Genomic DNA, 17,895 nt, shown 5'->3' with positions numbered 1-17,895 from the left:
GACATGGCCAGACGCAAAGCCGCCAAGACCTTCCTCAACGACCCGCAGTGGTACAAGGACGCGGTGATCTACCAGGTGCACCTGAAGTCCTTTTTCGACGCCAACAACGACGGCATCGGCGACTTCAAGGGGCTGATCGACAAGCTCGACTACATCGCCGAACTGGGCGTCAACACCCTCTGGCTGCTGCCGTTCTATCCCTCGCCACGGCGCGACGACGGCTACGACATCGCCATGTACCGTGGCGTGCACCCGGACTACGGCAGCCTCGCCGACGCCCGTCGCTTCATCGCCGAGGCCCATCGGCGCGGCCTGCGCGTGATCACCGAACTGGTGATCAACCACACCTCCGACCAGCACCCCTGGTTCCAGCGCGCCCGCCGTGCCAAGAAGGGCTCCAAGGCGCGCGACTACTACGTGTGGTCCGACAGCGACGACAAGTACGCCGGCACGCGGATCATCTTCATCGACAGCGAGAAGTCCAACTGGACCTGGGATCCTGTGGCCGGGCAGTACTTCTGGCACCGTTTCTACTCGCACCAGCCGGACCTCAACTTCGACAACCCCAGGGTGGTTGAAGCGGTGCTCGGGGTGATGCGCTTCTGGCTCGACATGGGCGTCGACGGGCTGCGCCTGGATGCCATCCCCTACCTGATCGAGCGCGACGGCACCAGCAGCGAGAACCTGCCGGAGACTCACGCGGTGCTCAAGCGCATCCGCGCCGAACTGGACGCGCGCTACCCCGACCGCCTGCTGCTGGCCGAGGCCAACCAGTGGCCGGAGGACACTCGCCCGTACTTCGGCGAAGACGACGAATGCCACATGGCCTTCCACTTCCCGCTGATGCCGCGCATGTACATGGCCATCGCCCAGGAGGATCGCTTTCCCATCACCGACATCCTGCGCCAGACCCCGGAGATCCCGCCCAACTGCCAGTGGGCGATCTTCCTGCGCAACCACGATGAGCTGACCCTGGAGATGGTCACCGACGACGAGCGCGACTACCTGTGGAACTACTACGCCGCCGACAGTCGCGCGCGCCTCAACCTAGGCATCCGCCGGCGCCTGGCGCCGCTGGTGGGGCGCGATAGGCGGCGCATCGAGCTGCTCAACAGCCTGCTGCTGTCGATGCCCGGCACGCCGACGCTGTACTACGGCGACGAGATCGGCATGGGCGACAACATCTACCTCGGCGACCGCGACGGCGTGCGCACGCCGATGCAGTGGTCGGTGGACCGCAACGGCGGTTTTTCCCGCGCCGACCCGGCCAGCCTGGTGCTGCCGCCGATCATGGACCCGCTGTACGGCTACCAGACCATCAACGTCGAGGCCCAGTCACGCGACCCGCATTCGCTGCTCAACTGGACGCGGCGCATGCTCGCCATCCGCAACCAGCACAAGGCCTTCGGCCGTGGCAGCCTGGAGATGCTGACCCCGAGCAACCGGCGCATCCTCGCCTACCTGCGCCTGTACACCACCGACGATGGCCTCGAGCAGCGCATCCTCTGCGTGGCCAACCTGTCCAGCGCGGCGCAGGCGGTGGAACTGGAGCTGGCCGACTACCACGGCCGGGTGCCGGTGGAAATGGTCGGCGGCGCCTCCTTTCCGCCCATCGGCCAGTTGCCTTACCTGCTGACGCTGCCGCCCTACGGCTTTTACTGGTTCTACCTGGCCGATGCCTCGCAGATGCCCAGTTGGCACCTCAAACCGGTAGAGCGCATGCCCGAGCTGCAGACCCTGGTGCTGAGCCGCAACCTGAGCGAGGTGCTCGAAGGCCGGCCGCGGCAGATCCTCGAACGCGAATCGCTGCCGCTGTACCTGCCCAAGCGGCGCTGGTACGCCGCCGGGCGCCTGGCGGCCGGCGCGGTGCGGCTGCTGTACGTCGTGCCCCTGGGCGCCCAGGCCGACGCGCCGATGCTGGCCGAGCTGGAAGTGCAGGGGGAGGCCGGCGTGGAGCACTATCGCCTGCCGCTGGCCGCGGTACCGGAACGCGCCGCCGGCAACGACCTGCCGCAGCAGATGGCCCTGGCGCGCCTGCGCCGTGGCCGTCGGGTGGAACTCTTGACCGACGCCTTCAGCCTGCCGCAGTTCAGCCAGGCGATCCTCGCCCTGCTGCGCGAGCAACGGGTGCTGCACAGCGCCGCCGGGGAGATCCAGTTCCGCGCCGAACCGGCGCTGCTGGCCCTGGAGGTGCTGGATGAAAGCGCGTTCAAGCTGCTCTCGGCCGAGCAGTCCAACAGCTCGGCGCTGCTGGGCGAGCAGGTGCTGCTCAAGCTGCTGCGGCGCGGCTTCGCCGGCATCCACCCGGAAGTGGAGATGAGCCGCTTCCTCGGCGAGCAGGGCTTCGCCCATGTCGCGCCGCTGCTGGGCGAAGTGCTGCGGGTCGACGAGCAGGGCCAGCCGCACACCCTGCTGGTGCTGCAAGGCTACCTGGACAACCAGGGCGATGCCTGGCAGTGGACGCTCAACACCCTGGAGCGGGCGCTGCGCGACGAGCTGAACGCCGGCATGAGCGAGCCCGAGGTGGATGCCCTGGGCGAACTGGCCACCTTCTGCGCGGTGCTTGGCAAGCGCGTCGGCGAGATGCATGCGCTGCTGGCCCGGCCGGTGGACAACCCGGCCTTTGGCAGCCAGCTCAGCGACACGCCGGACTGCGCCGCCTGGCAGGCCTCCATCGGCGCGCAACTGCAGCAGGCCCTGCAGGCCCTCGAACGCCAGCGCGAGGCCCTGCCGGCCGCCAGCCGCGAGTTGGCCGACTGGCTGCTGGCCCGCGCCGAGGCCCTGCAGCAGGCCGTCGCGCGCCTGAGCCGGGGCGTGGCCGGGGGCCTGCGCATCCGCGTGCACGGCGACCTGCACCTGGGTCAGGTGCTGGTGGTGCAGGGCGATGCCTACATCATCGACTTCGAGGGCGAGCCCAACCGCACTCTGGAGGAGCGCCGCCAGCGCCACAGCCCGTTCAAGGACGTCGCCGGCATGCTGCGCTCCTTCGACTACGCCGCCGCCGTGGCGCAGCGCAACGCCGGGGGCCTGGACGGCAACGCCGAATCGCAGCAGACGGCGCAGCTACTGGCCCGTTACCGCCAGCAGGCCTGCGAAGCCTTCCTCGACGCCTACCGCCTGGCCGCTGCCGGGCTGCCCCACGAATGGCACGCGCGCGACGGTGAGTCCGCCGCCCTGGCACTGTTCTGCCTGGAAAAGGCCGCCTATGAAATCGTCTATGAGAGTGGGCACCGCCCCGACTGGATCGACGTTCCCCTCAACGGGCTGGCAAGACTGGCCCGCCAACTGATCGAGGCAACCCCGTGAACGAAGCATCAATCGAACGTCTCAGACGGGCCGAGGAGGGCGACCCCTTCGCCGTGCTCGGCCCCCATGCGCAGGCCGACGGCACCCTGGTGCGCGTCTGGCTGCCCGGCGCCGAGGCTGTCGAACTGCTCGATGCGGCCGGGCAACTGCTGGGCCCCATGACCCGCCGCGACGACGACGGCCTGTTCGAGCGGCTGCTGGCCGAGCCGCAGGCCTACCGTCTGCGCATCCACTGGCCCGGCGCCGTGCAGGAAGTGGAAGACCCCTATGCCTTCGGGCCGCTTCTGGGCGAGCTGGATCTGTACCTGTTCGCCGAGGGCAACCACCGCGAGCTGTGGCGTTGCCTGGGGGCGCGCCCCTGCGAGCACGAGGGGGTGCCCGGCGTGAGCTTCGCCGTATGGGCGCCGAATGCCCGGCGGGTGTCGGTGGTCGGCGACTTCAACAGCTGGGACGGCCGTCGCCACCCCATGCGCCTGCGCTACCCGGCGGGGGTATGGGAACTGTTCATCCCGCGCCTGGCGGCGGGCGAGCGCTACAAGTACGAGATTCTCGGCCCCCACGGCCTGCTGCCACAGAAGGCCGACCCCCTGGCCCAGGCCAGCGAGGCGCCGCCGGCCACCGCCTCGCGTGTGCCGCGCGGCGAGCCCTTCGCCTGGCAGGACGCGCAGTGGATGGAGGAGCGCGCGCAGCGCCACCGGCCCGATGCGCCGCTGGCCATCTACGAGCTGCACGCCAGTTCCTGGCAATGGCAGGACGAGCGCACGCCGAACTGGGACGAGCTGGCCGAGCGCCTGATCCCCTACGTGCAGCACCTGGGCTTCACCCATATCGAGCTCATGCCGATCATGGAGCACCCCTTCGGCGGTTCTTGGGGCTATCAGCCGCTGTCGATGTTCGCGCCCACCGCGCGCCTGGGCGATCCGGAGCGCTTCGCCGCCTTCGTCGACCGCTGCCACCGCGCCGGCCTCGGGGTGATCCTCGACTGGGTGCCGGGGCACTTTCCCAACGACCCCCACGGCCTGGCCGAATTCGACGGCACCGCGCTGTACGAATACGCGCACCCCTTCGAGGGCTACCACCCGGACTGGAACACCTGCATCTACAACCTCGGCCGCAGCGAAGTGCACGGCTTCATGCTGGCCAGCGCGCTGTACTGGCTGCGCGAGTACCACATCGACGGCCTGCGCGTGGACGCCGTGGCCTCGATGCTCTACCGCGACTATTCCCGTGAGGAAGGGCAGTGGATCCCCAACCGCCATGGCGGGCGCGAGAACCTGGAGGCCATCGAATTCCTCCAGCACCTCAACGAGGTGGTGCGCAGCGAAGTCTCGGGGGCGCTGGTGATCGCCGAGGAATCCACCGCCTGGCCGGGCGTCAGCCGGCCGGTGAGCGAAGGCGGCCTGGGCTTCAGCCACAAATGGAACATGGGCTGGATGAACGACACCCTGCGTTACTTCCAGAACGACCCGCTGTACCGCCGCCATCACCACCAGCAGATCACCTTCGGTCTGCACTATGCCTTTTCCGAGCGCTACATCCTGCCGATCTCCCACGACGAGGTGGTGCACGGCAAGCGCTCGCTGATCGGCCGCATGCCCGGTGATCGCTGGCAGCAGTTCGCCAACCTGCGCCTGTTCCTCGCCCTGATGTGGACGCACCCGGGCAAGAAGCTGCTGTTCATGGGCTGCGAATTCGCCCAGTGGCGTGAGTGGAACCACGACCAGCAACTGGACTGGTATCTGCTGCAATACCCCGAGCACACGGCCGTGCAGGCGCTGGTTGCCGAACTCAATCGCCTGTATCGCCAGGAGCCGGCGCTGCACCAGTGGGACGAACGGCCGGAGGGTTTCCAGTGGCTGATCGGCGACGACGCGCACAACAGCGTGTTCGCCTGGCTGCGCCGGGGCGAAGACGGCCGGCCGCTGCTGGTGGTGCATAACGGCACGCCGCAGGTACTCAGTGACTACCGCATCGGCGTGCCGCAGGCGGGGCGCTGGCAGGTGCTGCTCAACAGCGACGAAGGTCGCTGGTGTGGGTCGGGGGCGGGCAGCCAGGGCGAACTGCACAGCGAGCAGGTGGCCGCCCACGGCCAGGCGGATTCGTTGAACCTGCAATTGCCGCCGTTGGGGAGTTTGGTGCTGGGGCTGGGATGAACTGTGTTTAAGCTGCTTATCGGTGTTTAGCTGATGTCTCCTGTTTCGCCCCCCGGCGACCTTCTTTTGTCAAACGCCACAAAAGAAGGCAAAAAGGCTTGACCCCGCCATCCGGCCCCGGCTTCGCCGGGGTTCGTTCGCTCCATCGCTGCTCCGAGGGTCGGCTTACAAGGGCCGTCCCTGGCCCTTTAAGCGGGGCCGCCATCGGTATCTCGCGGCATCCATGCCGCTCGCCCCTCTGCGCAACGATTCCACTCACCCTCCTGAAGGGGCCATTCGCGCGCCTGAAACTATCGGTTTAACTCGACGGGTCTGTCGTTCGCTGTCGCTCTTGCCAGAGCACTCCTAGCTACACCTGAGTTACCGGAAGTTCAGGCGCGTGCAGAGCCCGCCCAGGAGGGCGAACGGAATCGTCGTGGAAGAGGTCGAGCGACATGAATGTCGCGACGACTGCATGGATGCAGGAGGTAGAGCGACGCAGGATGCCAAAGCCGAGAGCCGCGATGGGCCAGGGATGGCCCACCGCGGCGGGCCTCTGGAACGGCGATGGAGTGAGCGAACCCTCGCGCAGCGAGGGCCGGATGACCGGGCGGAGGGTTTTGGTTACTTTTCCCGGGCCGGCCATCCGGGGCAAAAGTGACTCGCCCGGGAGGGCGAAACCAAAAACATCAGCAAAACCGCGGCAACTCGGAACAGGCACCGAACAACAGCAAGCCGAAACACAAACTTGCCAGCCCGGTGCCAAAACCGATTACCCCGAGATCTGTGGAAGGGGCATGGGCCTACCTCAATGCGCGCTCGACACCCCACGCAACAAGGTGTCATTGGCCTGGCGACTATGCCCGGAGGCAATATTCCCCAGCGACACCACCCCCACCAGACGCTTCTCACGGTTGAGCACCGGCAAGCGCCGTACCTGGATGTCGGCCATATTGGCCGCCACATGCTCGACATCCTCGTCGTCGAAACAGTAACGCACCTGGCCACTCATCACCTGGCGTACCGGCGTGTCGCCGTCCAGCCCGGCGGCCACGGCGCGGATGGCGATGTCGCGGTCGGTGATCATGCCGACCAGACGATCACCTTCGTTGACCAGCAGCGCGCCGCTGTCGATGTCCGCCATCAGCGTGGCAGCCTCGCGGATGCTGCGCTCGGGTTCCAGGGTTTGTACGTTACGGGTCATTAGTTTGCTGATTTTCATGGTTGCGCTCCTATAGGGCACATCTAAAAACTACCTGCGTTGCCATCGCTGCGTTAAAAACAGGCTCGTGCGCGAGTCCGATCAAAATGCTCATTTACACTGCGTAAACTGCGCTTTTTCGCCTGTTTTTGCCTTGCGCTGGCTGCCGCCTCGTCTACGTTTTTATAAGTGCCCTCTCGTGAGTGAAGGGCGAATGCCCGATGACCTGCCGCCGGCACTGAGCCGGCTCAGGAATAACGCACCTGATGGTGCGGATAGTTGCCGACGCGCGCGCCAATCACCATTTCGCTGACCCAGTTGATCAGCAGCCGTGTATAGGCCTGCTGGTCGTGATCCTGGCTCAGGGCGTGGTCGGCGCCGTCGAGAATGCGGTGGGTGAGCGAGTGCGCGCGCTCGAAGGCGGCGCGGTAGCTCATCAGGGTGGCGTGCGGCACGTAATCGTCGTGTTCGGATTCCACCAGCAGCACATCACCAGTGAACTGCGCGCAGGCGCCCAGCGCGCGATTGTCCCTTGGGCTCAAGGCACGCTGGCGGTACTGGGCCAGCCGCGCCACGTCGAGCTGGCGCTTGGGCAGGTGCCATTGCTCGTCCCAGTACAGCGCCGGCACGCGCAGGGCCAGCCAGCGCACGGCGCGGCAGGCACTGAGCAGGGTGGCCAGGTAGCCGCCGTAACTGCTGCCGATCACCGCGATGCTGGCAGTGTCCACCGCCGGATGGGTGAGCAGCCGGTCGTAGGCGGCGATGAGGTCGGCCAGGTTGTGTTCGCGGGTCACGCTTTCGCGCGCGGCGATGGTCTTTTCATGGCCGCGCAGGTCGAAGGTCAGGCAGATGCAACCCAATGCGGCGATGCCCTTGGCCCGCGCCAAATCGCGTTGCTGGCTGCCGCCCCAGCCGTGCACGAAGAGCACGCCGGGTACCTTGGCTGCCGGCTCCAGCAGGGTGCCGGCGATGGCCTGGCCATCCACCCTGATCTCGATGCTTTCGCTGACGGCGCTCATGCCTGGCTCACCTTCACGTATTTGCTGATCGGCCCCAGTTCGCTGCCTTCTCCTTCGTACAGGCAGATGGCGCCTGCCGGCGGCAGCCCCGCGCCGTAGAACTCATGGGTGGAGGCCTGCAGTTGTTGCAGTTCGGGCTGCTCGATGAAGGCTGCCAGGGCAAAGATCTCCGCAGGGCTGGCCCCGCCGATGCGCCAGGACTGTTCCAGCACGCCGCTGCGCGGTCGCCCCATAGCGTTCAGGCCCTGGGCCACGTCGTAGTTGCGCCGCGACGCGCGAATGCTCGGGTAGGCGTCCATGGCGGCCAGCTCGAAGATGCGCGCCTGTTGCACCGCCAGACGTACATCGCGTGGCAGGTCGAGGCTCATCAGCCTCAGGTAGTCGCCGCGCACCAGGGTCAGGCTGGAGCCGCCATAGACCGGCTGCCCGGCATTATCGCGGGTCAGTTGTTGGGTGCCGTAGTAGCTCAGAGTGGTACCCGCCACCTGGATCTGCCCGACGCTGTAGGTGGTCGGTTGCTGCAGGTTTTCCTCCAGCACCAGGCCGCCTGCCTCCAGGGCTTGCTCGTCGAGGCTGGCCAGCGCCGCTTCCAGCTCACCGAGCGTGCGCACCACCTGTTGCCCACGGCCAGCCGTGGCATTCACCGGCTTGAGCCGCAGCGGGCCGTCGCGCAGCAGGCGCAGCCCGGCTTGCCGAGCATCCTCGGTGTGGAAGACGCTGAAGCCGGGCAGGGTGACGCTGGCGATCTGTTCGCCCAAGGCCTGCGACCAGCCCTTGGGCATGCACCGGGCCCCCTCGGGCAAGGGATGGCTGATGGCCTTTGTGGCCATGAACGCCTGGCCCACCTGGCCGCCGAAGAAGTCTTCGGGCCCGGCGATGCCCAGCGCGGACTGATCGCCCACCAAGGTGTCTTCGGGGAGGAAATAGCACTGGCTCGCGGCATGCTCGTCGGCCTGGTAGAGGCCGAGAAAGGGGCAACCAAGCAGCACTGCCAGCTTCTCGCCGAGCAGGCGCTGCACGGCGCGTTCGTGGGCCATGTGGCGCCCCGTGCCTGGCAGCAGGGCCAGACCCTGATAGAGGCTCATGGCTCCTCCCGCCAGGTGCCGCCGCTGCTTTGGCAATCGATGCGCACCTGCTTCAGATCGTCGCCGCGGTAGTAGTGAGTGATCACCCGGGCGTCGTTGGGCACCGCCGGGCGCGGCTTGCCCTGATTCTCGTCGAAGGAGCGGTAGTTGCTCAGCGTTTCCTGGGTCAGCGCCGCCTCGCAGCGGCCGACGCTGCCTGTGGCGCACTTGGCCACGCGCTCTTGGCGCTGGTCGATCATCGTGCCGCCCTGATCGCCGCAGGCCCAGTCGATGGTGCCTTCGTCGACGCCGCTGAACTCGTAGCACAGCTCCTCGGCCACGGCCGGCACCGCCGTGCTCGAGGGCTCGGCGATGACATGGCAGGCCTCGGCCAGCGCCTCGCTGGCGGCCAGGCAAGCCAGCACGAAAATGGGAATGGCAGCTTGCATGATGCTCTCCTCGACATTGGCTTTCATGACTAGGGAGGCCAGGGTGTCGGGGGAAGTTCAGGGTTTTGGATGACTGGGATGGAGGCTGGGCTCTGTGCTTGCTTTGATGTTCCGGGCGCAGCTTTGGGTGATTTCAGATATTTCGGGTTTCGCCCCCTCGGGCGACTCACTTTCGGGTTTTTGCGGGACAGTAGCCGACACCTCCGTTGCTTGTTCCGGATTGCCGCGTTTTTGCTGGTGTTTTTGGTTTCGCCCTCCCGGGCGAGTCACTTTTGCCCCGGATGGCCGGCCCGACAAAAGTAACCAAAACCCTCCACCCGATCATCCGGCCCTCGCTGCGCGAGGGTTCGCTCACTCCATCGCCGCTCCAGAGGCCCGCCGCGGTGGGCCATCCCTGGCCCATCGCGGCTTTCGCGACATCCATGTCGCTCAACCTCTTCCACGACGATTCCGTTCGCCCTCCTGGGCGGGCTCTGCACGCGCCTGAAACTACGGTTATTCCCAGTGACTCTGCGTGCTTGATGGGTGCAGCCGTAGGGCGGACTCAGGAGCCTAAGCGAACAGTCCGCCGGGTCATGCCCAGTTCGGTACCACGACTCACGCCCAATACTCCCGCCAGTCCATGCCACAGCTCGGTACCACAGCCCTCCAGAAAAACCCTGAACTCGCACCGCCTCCCGGAGCCACAAGAGTAGGGCCCGGCCTCGCCGTGCCGGCCAGAAGGATGAGAAGAGGGAGGGCGAGATGAGCGAATCACAAGTACGAGACGAAGGCGTGGTTGCCGGCTTCAAGGCGGCGATCCTGGCCAAACTGCGTTATGCCGTGGGCAAGGATCCGGCCAATGCCTTCGACCACGACTGGTTCGAGGCCCTGGCCCTGGCCACCCGCGACCACCTGATCGATCACTGGGAAGAATCCAGTGCTCAGGTCACGCGCCAGGACAGCAAGCGGGTCTATTACCTGTCGCTGGAATTTCTCATCGGCCGCCTGCTGATCGACAACCTGAGCAACCTCGGCCTGCTCGACGTGGCACGCCAGGCCATGGCCGAGCTGGGGGTGACGCTGGAGCGCATCCGAGAGGTGGAGCCGGACGCGGCGCTGGGCAACGGCGGCCTCGGCCGCCTGGCCGCCTGTTTCATGGAGAGCATGGCCACCCTGGGGCTGCCGGCTCATGGCTACGGCATCCGCTACGAACATGGCCTGTTCCGCCAGGCCATAGTCGACGGCTGGCAGGCCGAGCAGACCGAAACCTGGCTGGATTTCGGCAACCCCTGGGAGTTCGAGCGCCCGGAGGTGGCCTACCGCATCGGCTTCGGCGGCGGCGTGGTGACCCTGGAAGACGAAGGCGGCTCACGGCAGTTCTGGCAACCCCAGGAAAGCGTGCGTGCCATCGCCTACGACACCCCCGTGCTGGGCTGGCGCGCCGCCTCGGTCAATACCCTGCGCCTATGGCGCGCGCGCGCCGAGGAAGACCTGCAGCTCGACCGTTTCAATGCCGGCGATCACTTCGGCGCGGTGGCCGGCGAGGTGAGGGCCGAAAGCATCTCCCGCGTGCTCTATCCGGCCGACGACACCGAGGCCGGGCAGGAACTGCGTCTGCGCCAGGAATATTTCCTGGTGTCGGCCTCGCTGCAGGATCTGCTGCAGCGCCACCTGCGCCTGCACGGCGACCTGCAAGCACTGCCGCAGCGGGTGGCGATCCAGCTCAATGACACCCATCCGGCCATCGCCGTGGTGGAGCTGATGCGTCTGCTGGTGGACGAGCACCGCATGCCCTGGGCGCAGGCCTGGTCATTGACGGTGGCCTGCACGGCCTACACCAACCACACGCTCTTGCCCGAGGCCCTGGAGTCCTGGCCAGTGGCGTTGATGGAGCGCTTGCTGCCCCGGCACCTGCAGATCATCTACCTGCTCAATGCCGAGCATATCGATGCGCTGCGCGCCAAGGACATCCATGACTTCCAACTGCTGCGCGCGGTGTCGCTGATCGACGAGGACAATGGCCGCCGGGTGCGCATGGGCAACCTGGCATTCATCGGCGCGCACAGCATCAATGGCGTGTCGGCGCTGCACACGCGGCTGATGCGCGAGACGGTGTTCCGCGACCTGCATCGGCTATACCCGGGGCGGGTCAACAACAAGACCAATGGCGTGTCCTTCCGCCGTTGGCTGTTCCAGGTCAACCCGGCGCTTACCCACCTGTTGGTGGACGTGCTGGGCGAGCCGTTGCTACAGCGCCCCGAGGCATCGCTCGAGGCACTGCAGCCCTATGCCGAGCAACAGCCGTTCCGCGACGAATACGCCCTGTGTCGGCAGCGCAGCAAGGAAGCACTGGCCGAACGGGTGCAGCAGCAACTGGGCATCACCCTGGATACCACGGCGATCTTCGACGTGCAGGTCAAACGCATCCACGAGTACAAGCGCCAGTTGCTCAACCTGCTGCATACCGTGGCGCTGTACCAGGCCATCCGCAACGACCCGACCACCGACTGGGTGCCTCGGGTCAAGCTCTTTGCCGGCAAGGCCGCGGCCAGCTACCGCCAGGCCAAGCTGATCATCAAACTGGCCAACGACATCAGCCGCACCATCAATGACGACCCCACCGTGCGTGGCCTGCTCAAGGTGGTATTCATGCCCAACTACAACGTCAGTCTGGCCGAGGCGATCATCCCGGCGGCCGATCTGTCCGAGCAGATTTCCACTGCCGGCCTGGAGGCGTCCGGCACCAGCAACATGAAATTCGCGCTCAATGGTGCGTTGACCATCGGCACCCTCGATGGCGCCAATGTGGAGATGAGCGAGCGGGTCGGCGAGGACAACATGTTCATCTTCGGCATGACCGCGCAGCAGGTGCAGCGGCGCCTGCGCCAGGGGCAGAACATGGGCGAGGAGATCGCCGCCTCGGAGCGCCTGCGCGCCGCGCTCGAAGCGATTCGTGCCGGGGTGTTCTCACCGGAGGATCCCACACGCTACACAGATCTGATCGACGCGCTGTACTACCACGACCGCTTCATGGTGTGCGCCGATTTCGACGCCTATTGGCACGCGCAGCGCGAGGTCGACCATCTCTGGCGGCAACCGCAACGCTGGTGGCGTGCCGCGGTACTGAACACGGCGCGCATGGGCTGGTTCTCTTCCGATCGCACCATCAGCGAATACGCGCGCGATATCTGGCAGGTGCCATTGCTCGCGCGCGATTAATTAGGTTCTTCGTGGAGTCGTGGGGAAGTCAGTCTTGACACTGGACTGGCAAGTTTGTGTGTTGGTTGTTCTGATGCCTGTTCCGGATTGCCGCGTTTTTGCTGGTGTTTTTGGTTTCGCCCTCCCGGGCGAGTCACTTTTGACGGGCAAAAGTAACCAAAACCCTCCGCCCGGTCATCCGGCCCTGGCTGCGCCAGGGTTCGCTCACTCCATCGCCGTTCCAGAGGCCCGCCGCGGTGGGCCATCCCTGGCCCATCGCGGCTTTCGCGACATCCATGTCGCTCTACCTCTTCCACGACGATTCCGTTCGCCCTCCTGGGCGGGCTCTGCACGCGCCTGAGCCCGAGGTAACCCAGAATTAGCGCGGAGTGCTTGAACACGAGGTCAGCCGTAGGGCTGACCGAGATGCCGGCCACAGGCCGGCACGCTGAAACTACGCGAATGAAACTATCGGTTTAATTCGGCGGCTACATCGTGACTTCACAGCCGCCAGAGCACGCAGGACTAACCTGGCATATCTGTCCTCTCAGGCGCGCGAATGCCCCCTTCAGGAGGCCGAACGTAGGCATTGCGCAGGGGGCGAGCGGCATGGATGCCGCGAGAGGCTTAAAGGGCCAGGGATGGCCCTTGTAAGCCGACCCCGGAGCGGTGCCGGAGTGAGGGAAGTCGAGCGCAGCGAGACCCGGATGGCGGGGGTGCGTTTCTTTTGCTTACTTTTCTTTGCGCAGTTCAAAGAAAAGTGAGTCGCCCGAGGGGGCGAAACAAGGAGTCCCCCGCAAACACCGCAGCGGCGTCCAGAACACCCAACAAGCCACCAAACCAACACACAAACTTGCCAGTCCGGTGTCAACCAAGCATTCCCCCAAAAAATGCGAAGAAAACCATTAATTAGGGGGCGGCGGCTCAGCGCTGCACGCGATGCGCCGGCGTGGTGCCGCGCTTCTTCGGGTGCTGGATGCGCGTGACCTGGATGTCGGTGAATTCGTTCGGCCACTCGAAGGTGTGCAGCGCGCTCAGGTAGACGCGTGCCTGCTCGGGCGTGATCTGCTCGCGATTCGACTCCACCTCCACGCTGTGAGGTTGGTTGTGCAGGATGTAGCTGATCAGGTGCAGGGGCTTGGCCATCTCGTGTCTCCAGGTTTCAAGGGTGACGTGGGATAGACCCATGCCAGGCGCTTGCGAGTTCCGACCATCCGCCGGGCGGTAGCGCACCCGCGGCGCTCAGGCCCGGCGGCTAACCCGGCAGGCCCTCCCTGGCTCCGCTCTGCTGCCCCTGTTGGCGCAACGTGCGGGCGCGCTTTTCCAGCACCAGGTAGCTGATGCTGGCCAGCGCCAGTGGCAGCAGGTAATAGAGCACACGGTAGACGAGCAGGGCGGCGATCAGGCTGGCGTGGCTGTACTGGTGCTGCAGCAGGGCGAGGAACACCGCCTCGAGTACGCCCAGGCCGGCGGGGATGTGAGCCACCACCGCCGCCATGCAACTGATCAGCAGCACCCCCAGTACCGAGGCGTAGGTGGCGCCCTCCGGCAGCAGCCAGTGGATCAGCGCCGCCATCAGCGACCAGTTGGCCGCCCCCAGGCACAGTTGCAGCAGCGCCATGCCCGCCGACGGCAGGGTGATGGAGCGTTCGCCGAAGTGCCAGACGCGCTGGTGGGCGAAGGCGCAGATGCCGATATAGGCGCTGACCAGCACCAGCATGGCGAAGCCCAACAGTTGCAGGCCGCTCATGCCCAGCGCCCAGCTCTCCGGCAACTGCACCAGACGCAGGGCGAAGAGGCTGCCGGCCAGCGCCATGTAGCCGATCCAGTTGGTCAGCAGGCCCAGGCTGAGGATACGGGTCACGGTGGAGGCGCTCAGGCCCAGGCGCATGTACAGGCGATAACGCATGGCCATGCCGCCGATCCAGGTGGTGAAGTTGAGGTTGAAGGCGTAGCACACCATGGCCACGCCGAGCACCTGCTGCGTGGGCAGGCGATGGCGGCTGTAACGCCGCGCCAGCAGGTCGTAGCAGGCGAACAGCAGATAGCTGGCGGCCGCCAGCAGCACACCCACGAGCAGGGTCTGCCCGCTGTAGGCGGTCAGCGCCTGGCGCACTTCGCCCCAGTCCTGGTTGCGCAGCAGCATGTACAACAGCACCGCCAGCAGGATCAGGAAAAACAGGGTCAGCAGGCGCTTGCCCCAGCGTAGCCAGGGGCCTTGGACGGGAAACTTCATCGTGGCTGTTCCTTTTCGTAGATATCCATCTCATCGTCGGGCTGCAGGGGCTCGAGGTTCTTGCTGTGGCCCGGCAACCAACCAGCGATGGCCGGAAAGCGCCGGATGAAGTGGAAGCAGAGGAAGATCAGCGGCGCTCGCCACCAGTAGCCGCGCACCGCGCGTTCCTGGGTCACCGCCCGGCAATGTTGGGTCGATAGCTGTTGCAGGTGCTCGTGCAGTTGCTGATTGAAATCAGGGTCGCGAATGATCAGGTTGGCCTCCAGGTTCAAGGCCAGGCTCAGCGGATCGAGGTTGCTGGAGCCCACAGTGACCCAGTCGTCGTCCACCAGCGCTACCTTGCCGTGCAGCGGGCGCTGGCAGTATTCGCGGATCGCCACGCCTTCGCGCAGCAAGTAGTTGTAGAGCAGGCGCGAGAAGGCCTGGGCCCAACGCATGTCCGGCTGGCCCTGGAGGATCAGTGTCACCGCCACGCCACGTCGTGCGGCATTGCGCAGAGCGCGAAGCACGCGATAGCCGGGAAAGAAATAGGCATTGGCCACCACCACGCGCTGGCGTGCGGCATCGAAGGCCGCCAGGTGTTCGTCCTCGATATCGGTGGTATGTCGTTCGTTGTCGCGTTCCACCAGCTTGACCCGCGCCTTACCGGCTGGTGCCAAGACGGGGCGCGCCGGGCTGGGTTCGGCGATGGCCGGGCTGAAGAAATCCAGCATGGCGGCATGCAGGTCGGCCACCACAGGGCCGCGTACCTCCACGGCATAGTCCTGCTTGGCCATCTTGCCGAAATCGCCGAGATGGTCGGCCGAGTAGTTGATGCCGCCGACGAAGGCGCGTTCGCCATCGATCACCAGCAGCTTGCGGTGCAGGCGGCGGAACAGATTGGTACGTACCCCCAGGCGCTTGGGGCTGGGGTCGTAGACTTGCACCTGGATGCCTTCACGGGTCAGCGCGGCCACGTAGTCGCGGCCGAGATCGGCGGTGCCGTAACCATCGACCGCCAGCACCACGCGCACGCCGCGCCGGGCGGCGTCCACCAGCACCCGCTGCAGCTCCAGGCCGACCTTGTCCTCGAAGATGATGAAGGTCTCCAGCAACACTTCCACCTGAGCCTGGCTGATGCACTCGAACGCGCGCGTGTAGAAGCCTTCGCCGTTGATCAACAGGCGCAGTTGGTTGCCCTCTCGCCAGGCACCATTCATAGGTGGATCTCCGCGCTCAGGGGCGCATGGTCGGACAGATGCGACCAGGGCCGGGTGGACAGTACCTGCGGCTTCTGCGCCGTGGCATTGCGCGTGTAGATGCGATCCAGGCGCAGCAACGGGTAGCGTGCGGGGAAGCTGCGCGCCGGCTTGCCGAGGTGTTGGCCGAACGCCTCCACCAACCCATGCGGGGCGAGCAGGGCATCGGCCCGTTGCCGCCAGTCGTTGAAATCCCCGGCTACGATCACCGGCGCCTGCTCGTCGAAGGTGGCCAGCAGGTCGAGCAGCAGGCCGAGCTGCTGCCGCCGGTGCGCTTCGCGCAAGCCCAGGTGCACGCACACGGCATGCACCTCGCGGTTGCCGGGAATCTCCAGCTTGCAATGCAGCAGGCCGCGCTGCTCGGTGCCGCTGACGCTCACGTCGAGGTTGCGTTGCTCGACGATGGGGAAGCGCGACAGCAGCGCATTGCCATGGTCACCGGCCGGGTAGGCGGCATTGCGCCCGTAGGCGAACTGCGGCCACATGCTGTCGGCGAGGAACTCGTACTGCGGCATGCTCGGCCAGTCACTGAAGCGCTTGGCATGCAGCGCGTGGCTGCCCAGTACCTCCTGCAGGAACACCAGATCGGCGCCAGTGGCCTGCACCGCCTGGCGCATCTCGGGCAGGATGAAACGCCGGTTGAGCAGCGTGAAGCCCTTGTGGGTGTTGATGGTGAGCATGCGCAGGGACTTGATCGGCGTTACCCGGTCGATGATCACCTCGGGGTTGGGGATGGTCGTGTTCACGCTTGGCTCGCCCTCCATTGCCTCGACATCACAGGTCGCCCGGTCGTTTGGAGCGGGCTTCCTTGAGTGGATCGGCCTCGGCGATCACGCGATCCAGCGCCTCGCCACCACGCACCCGCTCCTCGCTGCCACCGTCACCGGGCTGGCGAGCCGGTTGCAGTTCTACCTTGATCCAGCCGCTGTCGCGCCGGTCGAAGGCCTTGAACGCCTCAATGGCGTCGCTCATGGGTTTGACCTGGGTAAGGATCTTCGCCGGGTCGATGCGCCCGGCCTGCACCATCTCGATCAGTTTCGGGATATAGCGGCGGTGGTTGCAGTTGCCCATGTTGATGGTGAGGTTCTTGTTCATCGCCTGGCCGATGGGAAACTCGCGCGCCTGTTGCGGGTAGACGCCGATGATCGACAGCGTGCCGGCCTTGGCCAGGGCATCGACGGCCCATTGCAGGGCCTGCTCGGGGCCATCGCCGGGTTGCCATTGCCGGGCCGAGTGCGCATGGCCGTGGGCCGGGCATTGGGCGTCGACGCCGACTGCGTCGATGGCGCGATCCACGCCGATGCCATTGGTCAGGCGGCGCAGGGTGTCGACCGGATCTTCGCGGTCGAAGTTGATCACCTCGGCGCCCTGACGGCGGGCCATGTCCAGGCGATCATCCAGATGATCGATGGCGAACACCCGCGCGGCGCCGAGCAGCTTGGCACTGGCGATGGCGAACTGGCCCACCGGGCCGCAGCCGAACACGGCCACGCTGTCGCCGGGGCCCACCTCGGCCAGCTCGGCGCCGAAGTAGCCGGTGGGAAAGATGTCCGAAAGCAGGATGGCCTGGTCGTCGCTGATCTCGCTGGGCAGCTTGACCAGGCCGATATTGGCGAAGGGAATGCGCGCCATTTCGGCCTGCAGGCCATGGAAGGCACCGGTGATTTCCGGGCCGCCATAGAAGGAGGTGCCGGCCTCCTTGCCATTGGGGTTGGCCTCGTCGCACTGGGCGTAGTAGCCGGCGCGACAGTAGGCGCAGTTGCCGCAGGCGATGGTGGAGGGCACCACCACGCGATCACCGATGTTCAGGTTGCGCACGTCGCTGCCCAGCGCCTCGACGATGCCCACGGCCTCGTGGCCGAGGATGGTGCCCTTGCGCATGCCACCCACGGTGCCGCGCACGAAGTGCAGGTCGGTGCCGCAGATGGCCGAAGCGGTGATGCGGATGACCGCATCGGTGCTGGCTTCGACCTCGGGTTCGGGTACATCGTCGAGGCGGATGTCGCCGATATCGTGGAAAACCACTGCTTTCATGTTTGCCTCCCGGTGGCCGGCCAGCGGGCCGGCGCG

General features: G+C 66.1%; 12 protein-coding genes. 3 read left to right on the top strand and 9 right to left on the bottom strand.

Annotation, left to right across the window (positions count from 1 at the left end):
* Nucleotides 1-3: 3 nt before the first annotated feature.
* A complete protein-coding gene (gene treS, locus OU800_RS12835; RefSeq protein WP_268177669.1) occupies nucleotides 4-3,306 on the top strand; it encodes a maltose alpha-D-glucosyltransferase in 3,303 nt (1,100 codons plus the stop codon).
* The gene (gene glgB, locus OU800_RS12830) at nucleotides 3,303-5,459 is read left to right on the top strand and encodes a 1,4-alpha-glucan branching protein GlgB (protein WP_268177668.1); all 2,157 of its coding nucleotides are present in this window, start codon (nucleotides 3,303-3,305) and stop codon (nucleotides 5,457-5,459) included. Before treS ends, glgB begins: the two co-directional genes overlap by 4 nt.
* A 787-nt stretch (nucleotides 5,460-6,246) precedes the next feature.
* Here glgB and OU800_RS12825 read toward each other — a convergent pair.
* The 4 genes from OU800_RS12825 to OU800_RS12810 all read right to left on the bottom strand — a co-directional run bounded on the left by OU800_RS12825 (nucleotide 6,247) and on the right by OU800_RS12810 (nucleotide 9,171).
* On the bottom strand, nucleotides 6,247-6,660 hold the full coding sequence (locus OU800_RS12825) for a CBS domain-containing protein (RefSeq protein ID WP_268177667.1): 414 nt from the start codon (nucleotides 6,658-6,660) through the stop codon (nucleotides 6,247-6,249).
* A 227-nt stretch (nucleotides 6,661-6,887) separates the two neighbouring features.
* Entirely contained in the window at nucleotides 6,888-7,658 is a 771-nt protein-coding gene (locus tag OU800_RS12820) for an alpha/beta hydrolase family protein (protein WP_268177666.1), read from the bottom strand.
* Complete coding sequence (locus OU800_RS12815; protein ID WP_268177665.1) at nucleotides 7,655-8,743, bottom strand: DUF3182 family protein; 1,089 nt, start codon at nucleotides 8,741-8,743, stop codon at nucleotides 7,655-7,657. Before OU800_RS12815 ends, OU800_RS12820 begins: the two co-directional genes overlap by 4 nt.
* Nucleotides 8,740-9,171 (bottom strand): hypothetical protein, encoded by a 432-nt coding sequence (locus tag OU800_RS12810; RefSeq protein WP_268177664.1) that lies wholly within the window; start codon nucleotides 9,169-9,171, stop codon nucleotides 8,740-8,742. Before OU800_RS12810 ends, OU800_RS12815 begins: the two co-directional genes overlap by 4 nt.
* Before the next feature lie 744 nt (nucleotides 9,172-9,915).
* Here OU800_RS12810 and OU800_RS12805 point away from each other — a divergent pair.
* On the top strand, nucleotides 9,916-12,372 hold the full coding sequence (locus OU800_RS12805) for a glycogen/starch/alpha-glucan phosphorylase (RefSeq protein ID WP_268177663.1): 2,457 nt from the start codon (nucleotides 9,916-9,918) through the stop codon (nucleotides 12,370-12,372).
* Between the two features lie 903 nt (nucleotides 12,373-13,275).
* On the opposite strand, the gene OU800_RS12800 is transcribed toward OU800_RS12805, so the two are convergent.
* The 5 genes from OU800_RS12800 to OU800_RS12780 form a co-directional block, all read right to left on the bottom strand.
* Entirely contained in the window at nucleotides 13,276-13,497 is a 222-nt protein-coding gene (locus tag OU800_RS12800; RefSeq protein WP_268177662.1) for a hypothetical protein, read from the bottom strand.
* Nucleotides 13,498-13,606: 109 nt separating this feature from the next.
* Nucleotides 13,607-14,587: a lysylphosphatidylglycerol synthase domain-containing protein gene (locus OU800_RS12795; RefSeq protein WP_268177661.1), complete on the bottom strand. Its 981-nt coding sequence runs from the start codon at nucleotides 14,585-14,587 to the stop codon at nucleotides 13,607-13,609.
* On the bottom strand, nucleotides 14,584-15,786 hold the full coding sequence (clsB, locus tag OU800_RS12790) for a cardiolipin synthase ClsB (protein WP_268177660.1): 1,203 nt from the start codon (nucleotides 15,784-15,786) through the stop codon (nucleotides 14,584-14,586). The genes OU800_RS12795 and clsB overlap by 4 nt, the downstream gene beginning before the upstream one ends.
* Complete coding sequence (locus tag OU800_RS12785) at nucleotides 15,783-16,571, bottom strand: endonuclease/exonuclease/phosphatase family protein (protein ID WP_268177659.1); 789 nt, start codon at nucleotides 16,569-16,571, stop codon at nucleotides 15,783-15,785. Before OU800_RS12785 ends, clsB begins: the two co-directional genes overlap by 4 nt.
* A gap of 28 nt (nucleotides 16,572-16,599) precedes the next feature.
* Nucleotides 16,600-17,859, bottom strand: a complete 1,260-nt coding sequence (locus OU800_RS12780; protein WP_268177658.1) for a zinc-dependent alcohol dehydrogenase — start codon at nucleotides 17,857-17,859, stop codon at nucleotides 16,600-16,602.
* Nucleotides 17,860-17,895 lie beyond the last annotated feature (36 nt).

The organism is Pseudomonas sp. GOM7 (assembly GCF_026723825.1).
In the GTDB taxonomy this organism is placed as follows: domain Bacteria; phylum Pseudomonadota; class Gammaproteobacteria; order Pseudomonadales; family Pseudomonadaceae; genus Aquipseudomonas.
Note: the sequence above shows the minus strand (reverse complement) of the source record. Positions and strands in the feature narration are given on the sequence as shown.

Excerpts from the sequence above, each read along its gene's own strand:
- OU800_RS12800 (WP_268177662.1), bottom strand. The coding sequence starts at position 13,497 with ATGGCCAAGCCCCTGCACCTGATCAGCTACATCCTGCACAACCAACCT.
- clsB (WP_268177660.1), bottom strand. The coding sequence starts at position 15,786 with ATGAATGGTGCCTGGCGAGAGGGCAACCAACTGCGCCTGTTGATCAAC.
- OU800_RS12805 (WP_268177663.1), top strand. The coding sequence starts at position 9,916 with ATGAGCGAATCACAAGTACGAGACGAAGGCGTGGTTGCCGGCTTCAAG.
- OU800_RS12795 (WP_268177661.1), bottom strand. The coding sequence starts at position 14,587 with ATGAAGTTTCCCGTCCAAGGCCCCTGGCTACGCTGGGGCAAGCGCCTG.
- OU800_RS12820 (WP_268177666.1), bottom strand. The coding sequence starts at position 7,658 with ATGAGCGCCGTCAGCGAAAGCATCGAGATCAGGGTGGATGGCCAGGCC.
- OU800_RS12810 (WP_268177664.1), bottom strand. The coding sequence starts at position 9,171 with ATGCAAGCTGCCATTCCCATTTTCGTGCTGGCTTGCCTGGCCGCCAGC.
- OU800_RS12815 (WP_268177665.1), bottom strand. The coding sequence starts at position 8,743 with ATGAGCCTCTATCAGGGTCTGGCCCTGCTGCCAGGCACGGGGCGCCAC.
- treS (WP_268177669.1), top strand. The coding sequence starts at position 4 with ATGGCCAGACGCAAAGCCGCCAAGACCTTCCTCAACGACCCGCAGTGG.
- OU800_RS12780 (WP_268177658.1), bottom strand. The coding sequence starts at position 17,859 with ATGAAAGCAGTGGTTTTCCACGATATCGGCGACATCCGCCTCGACGAT.
- OU800_RS12825 (WP_268177667.1), bottom strand. The coding sequence starts at position 6,660 with ATGAAAATCAGCAAACTAATGACCCGTAACGTACAAACCCTGGAACCC.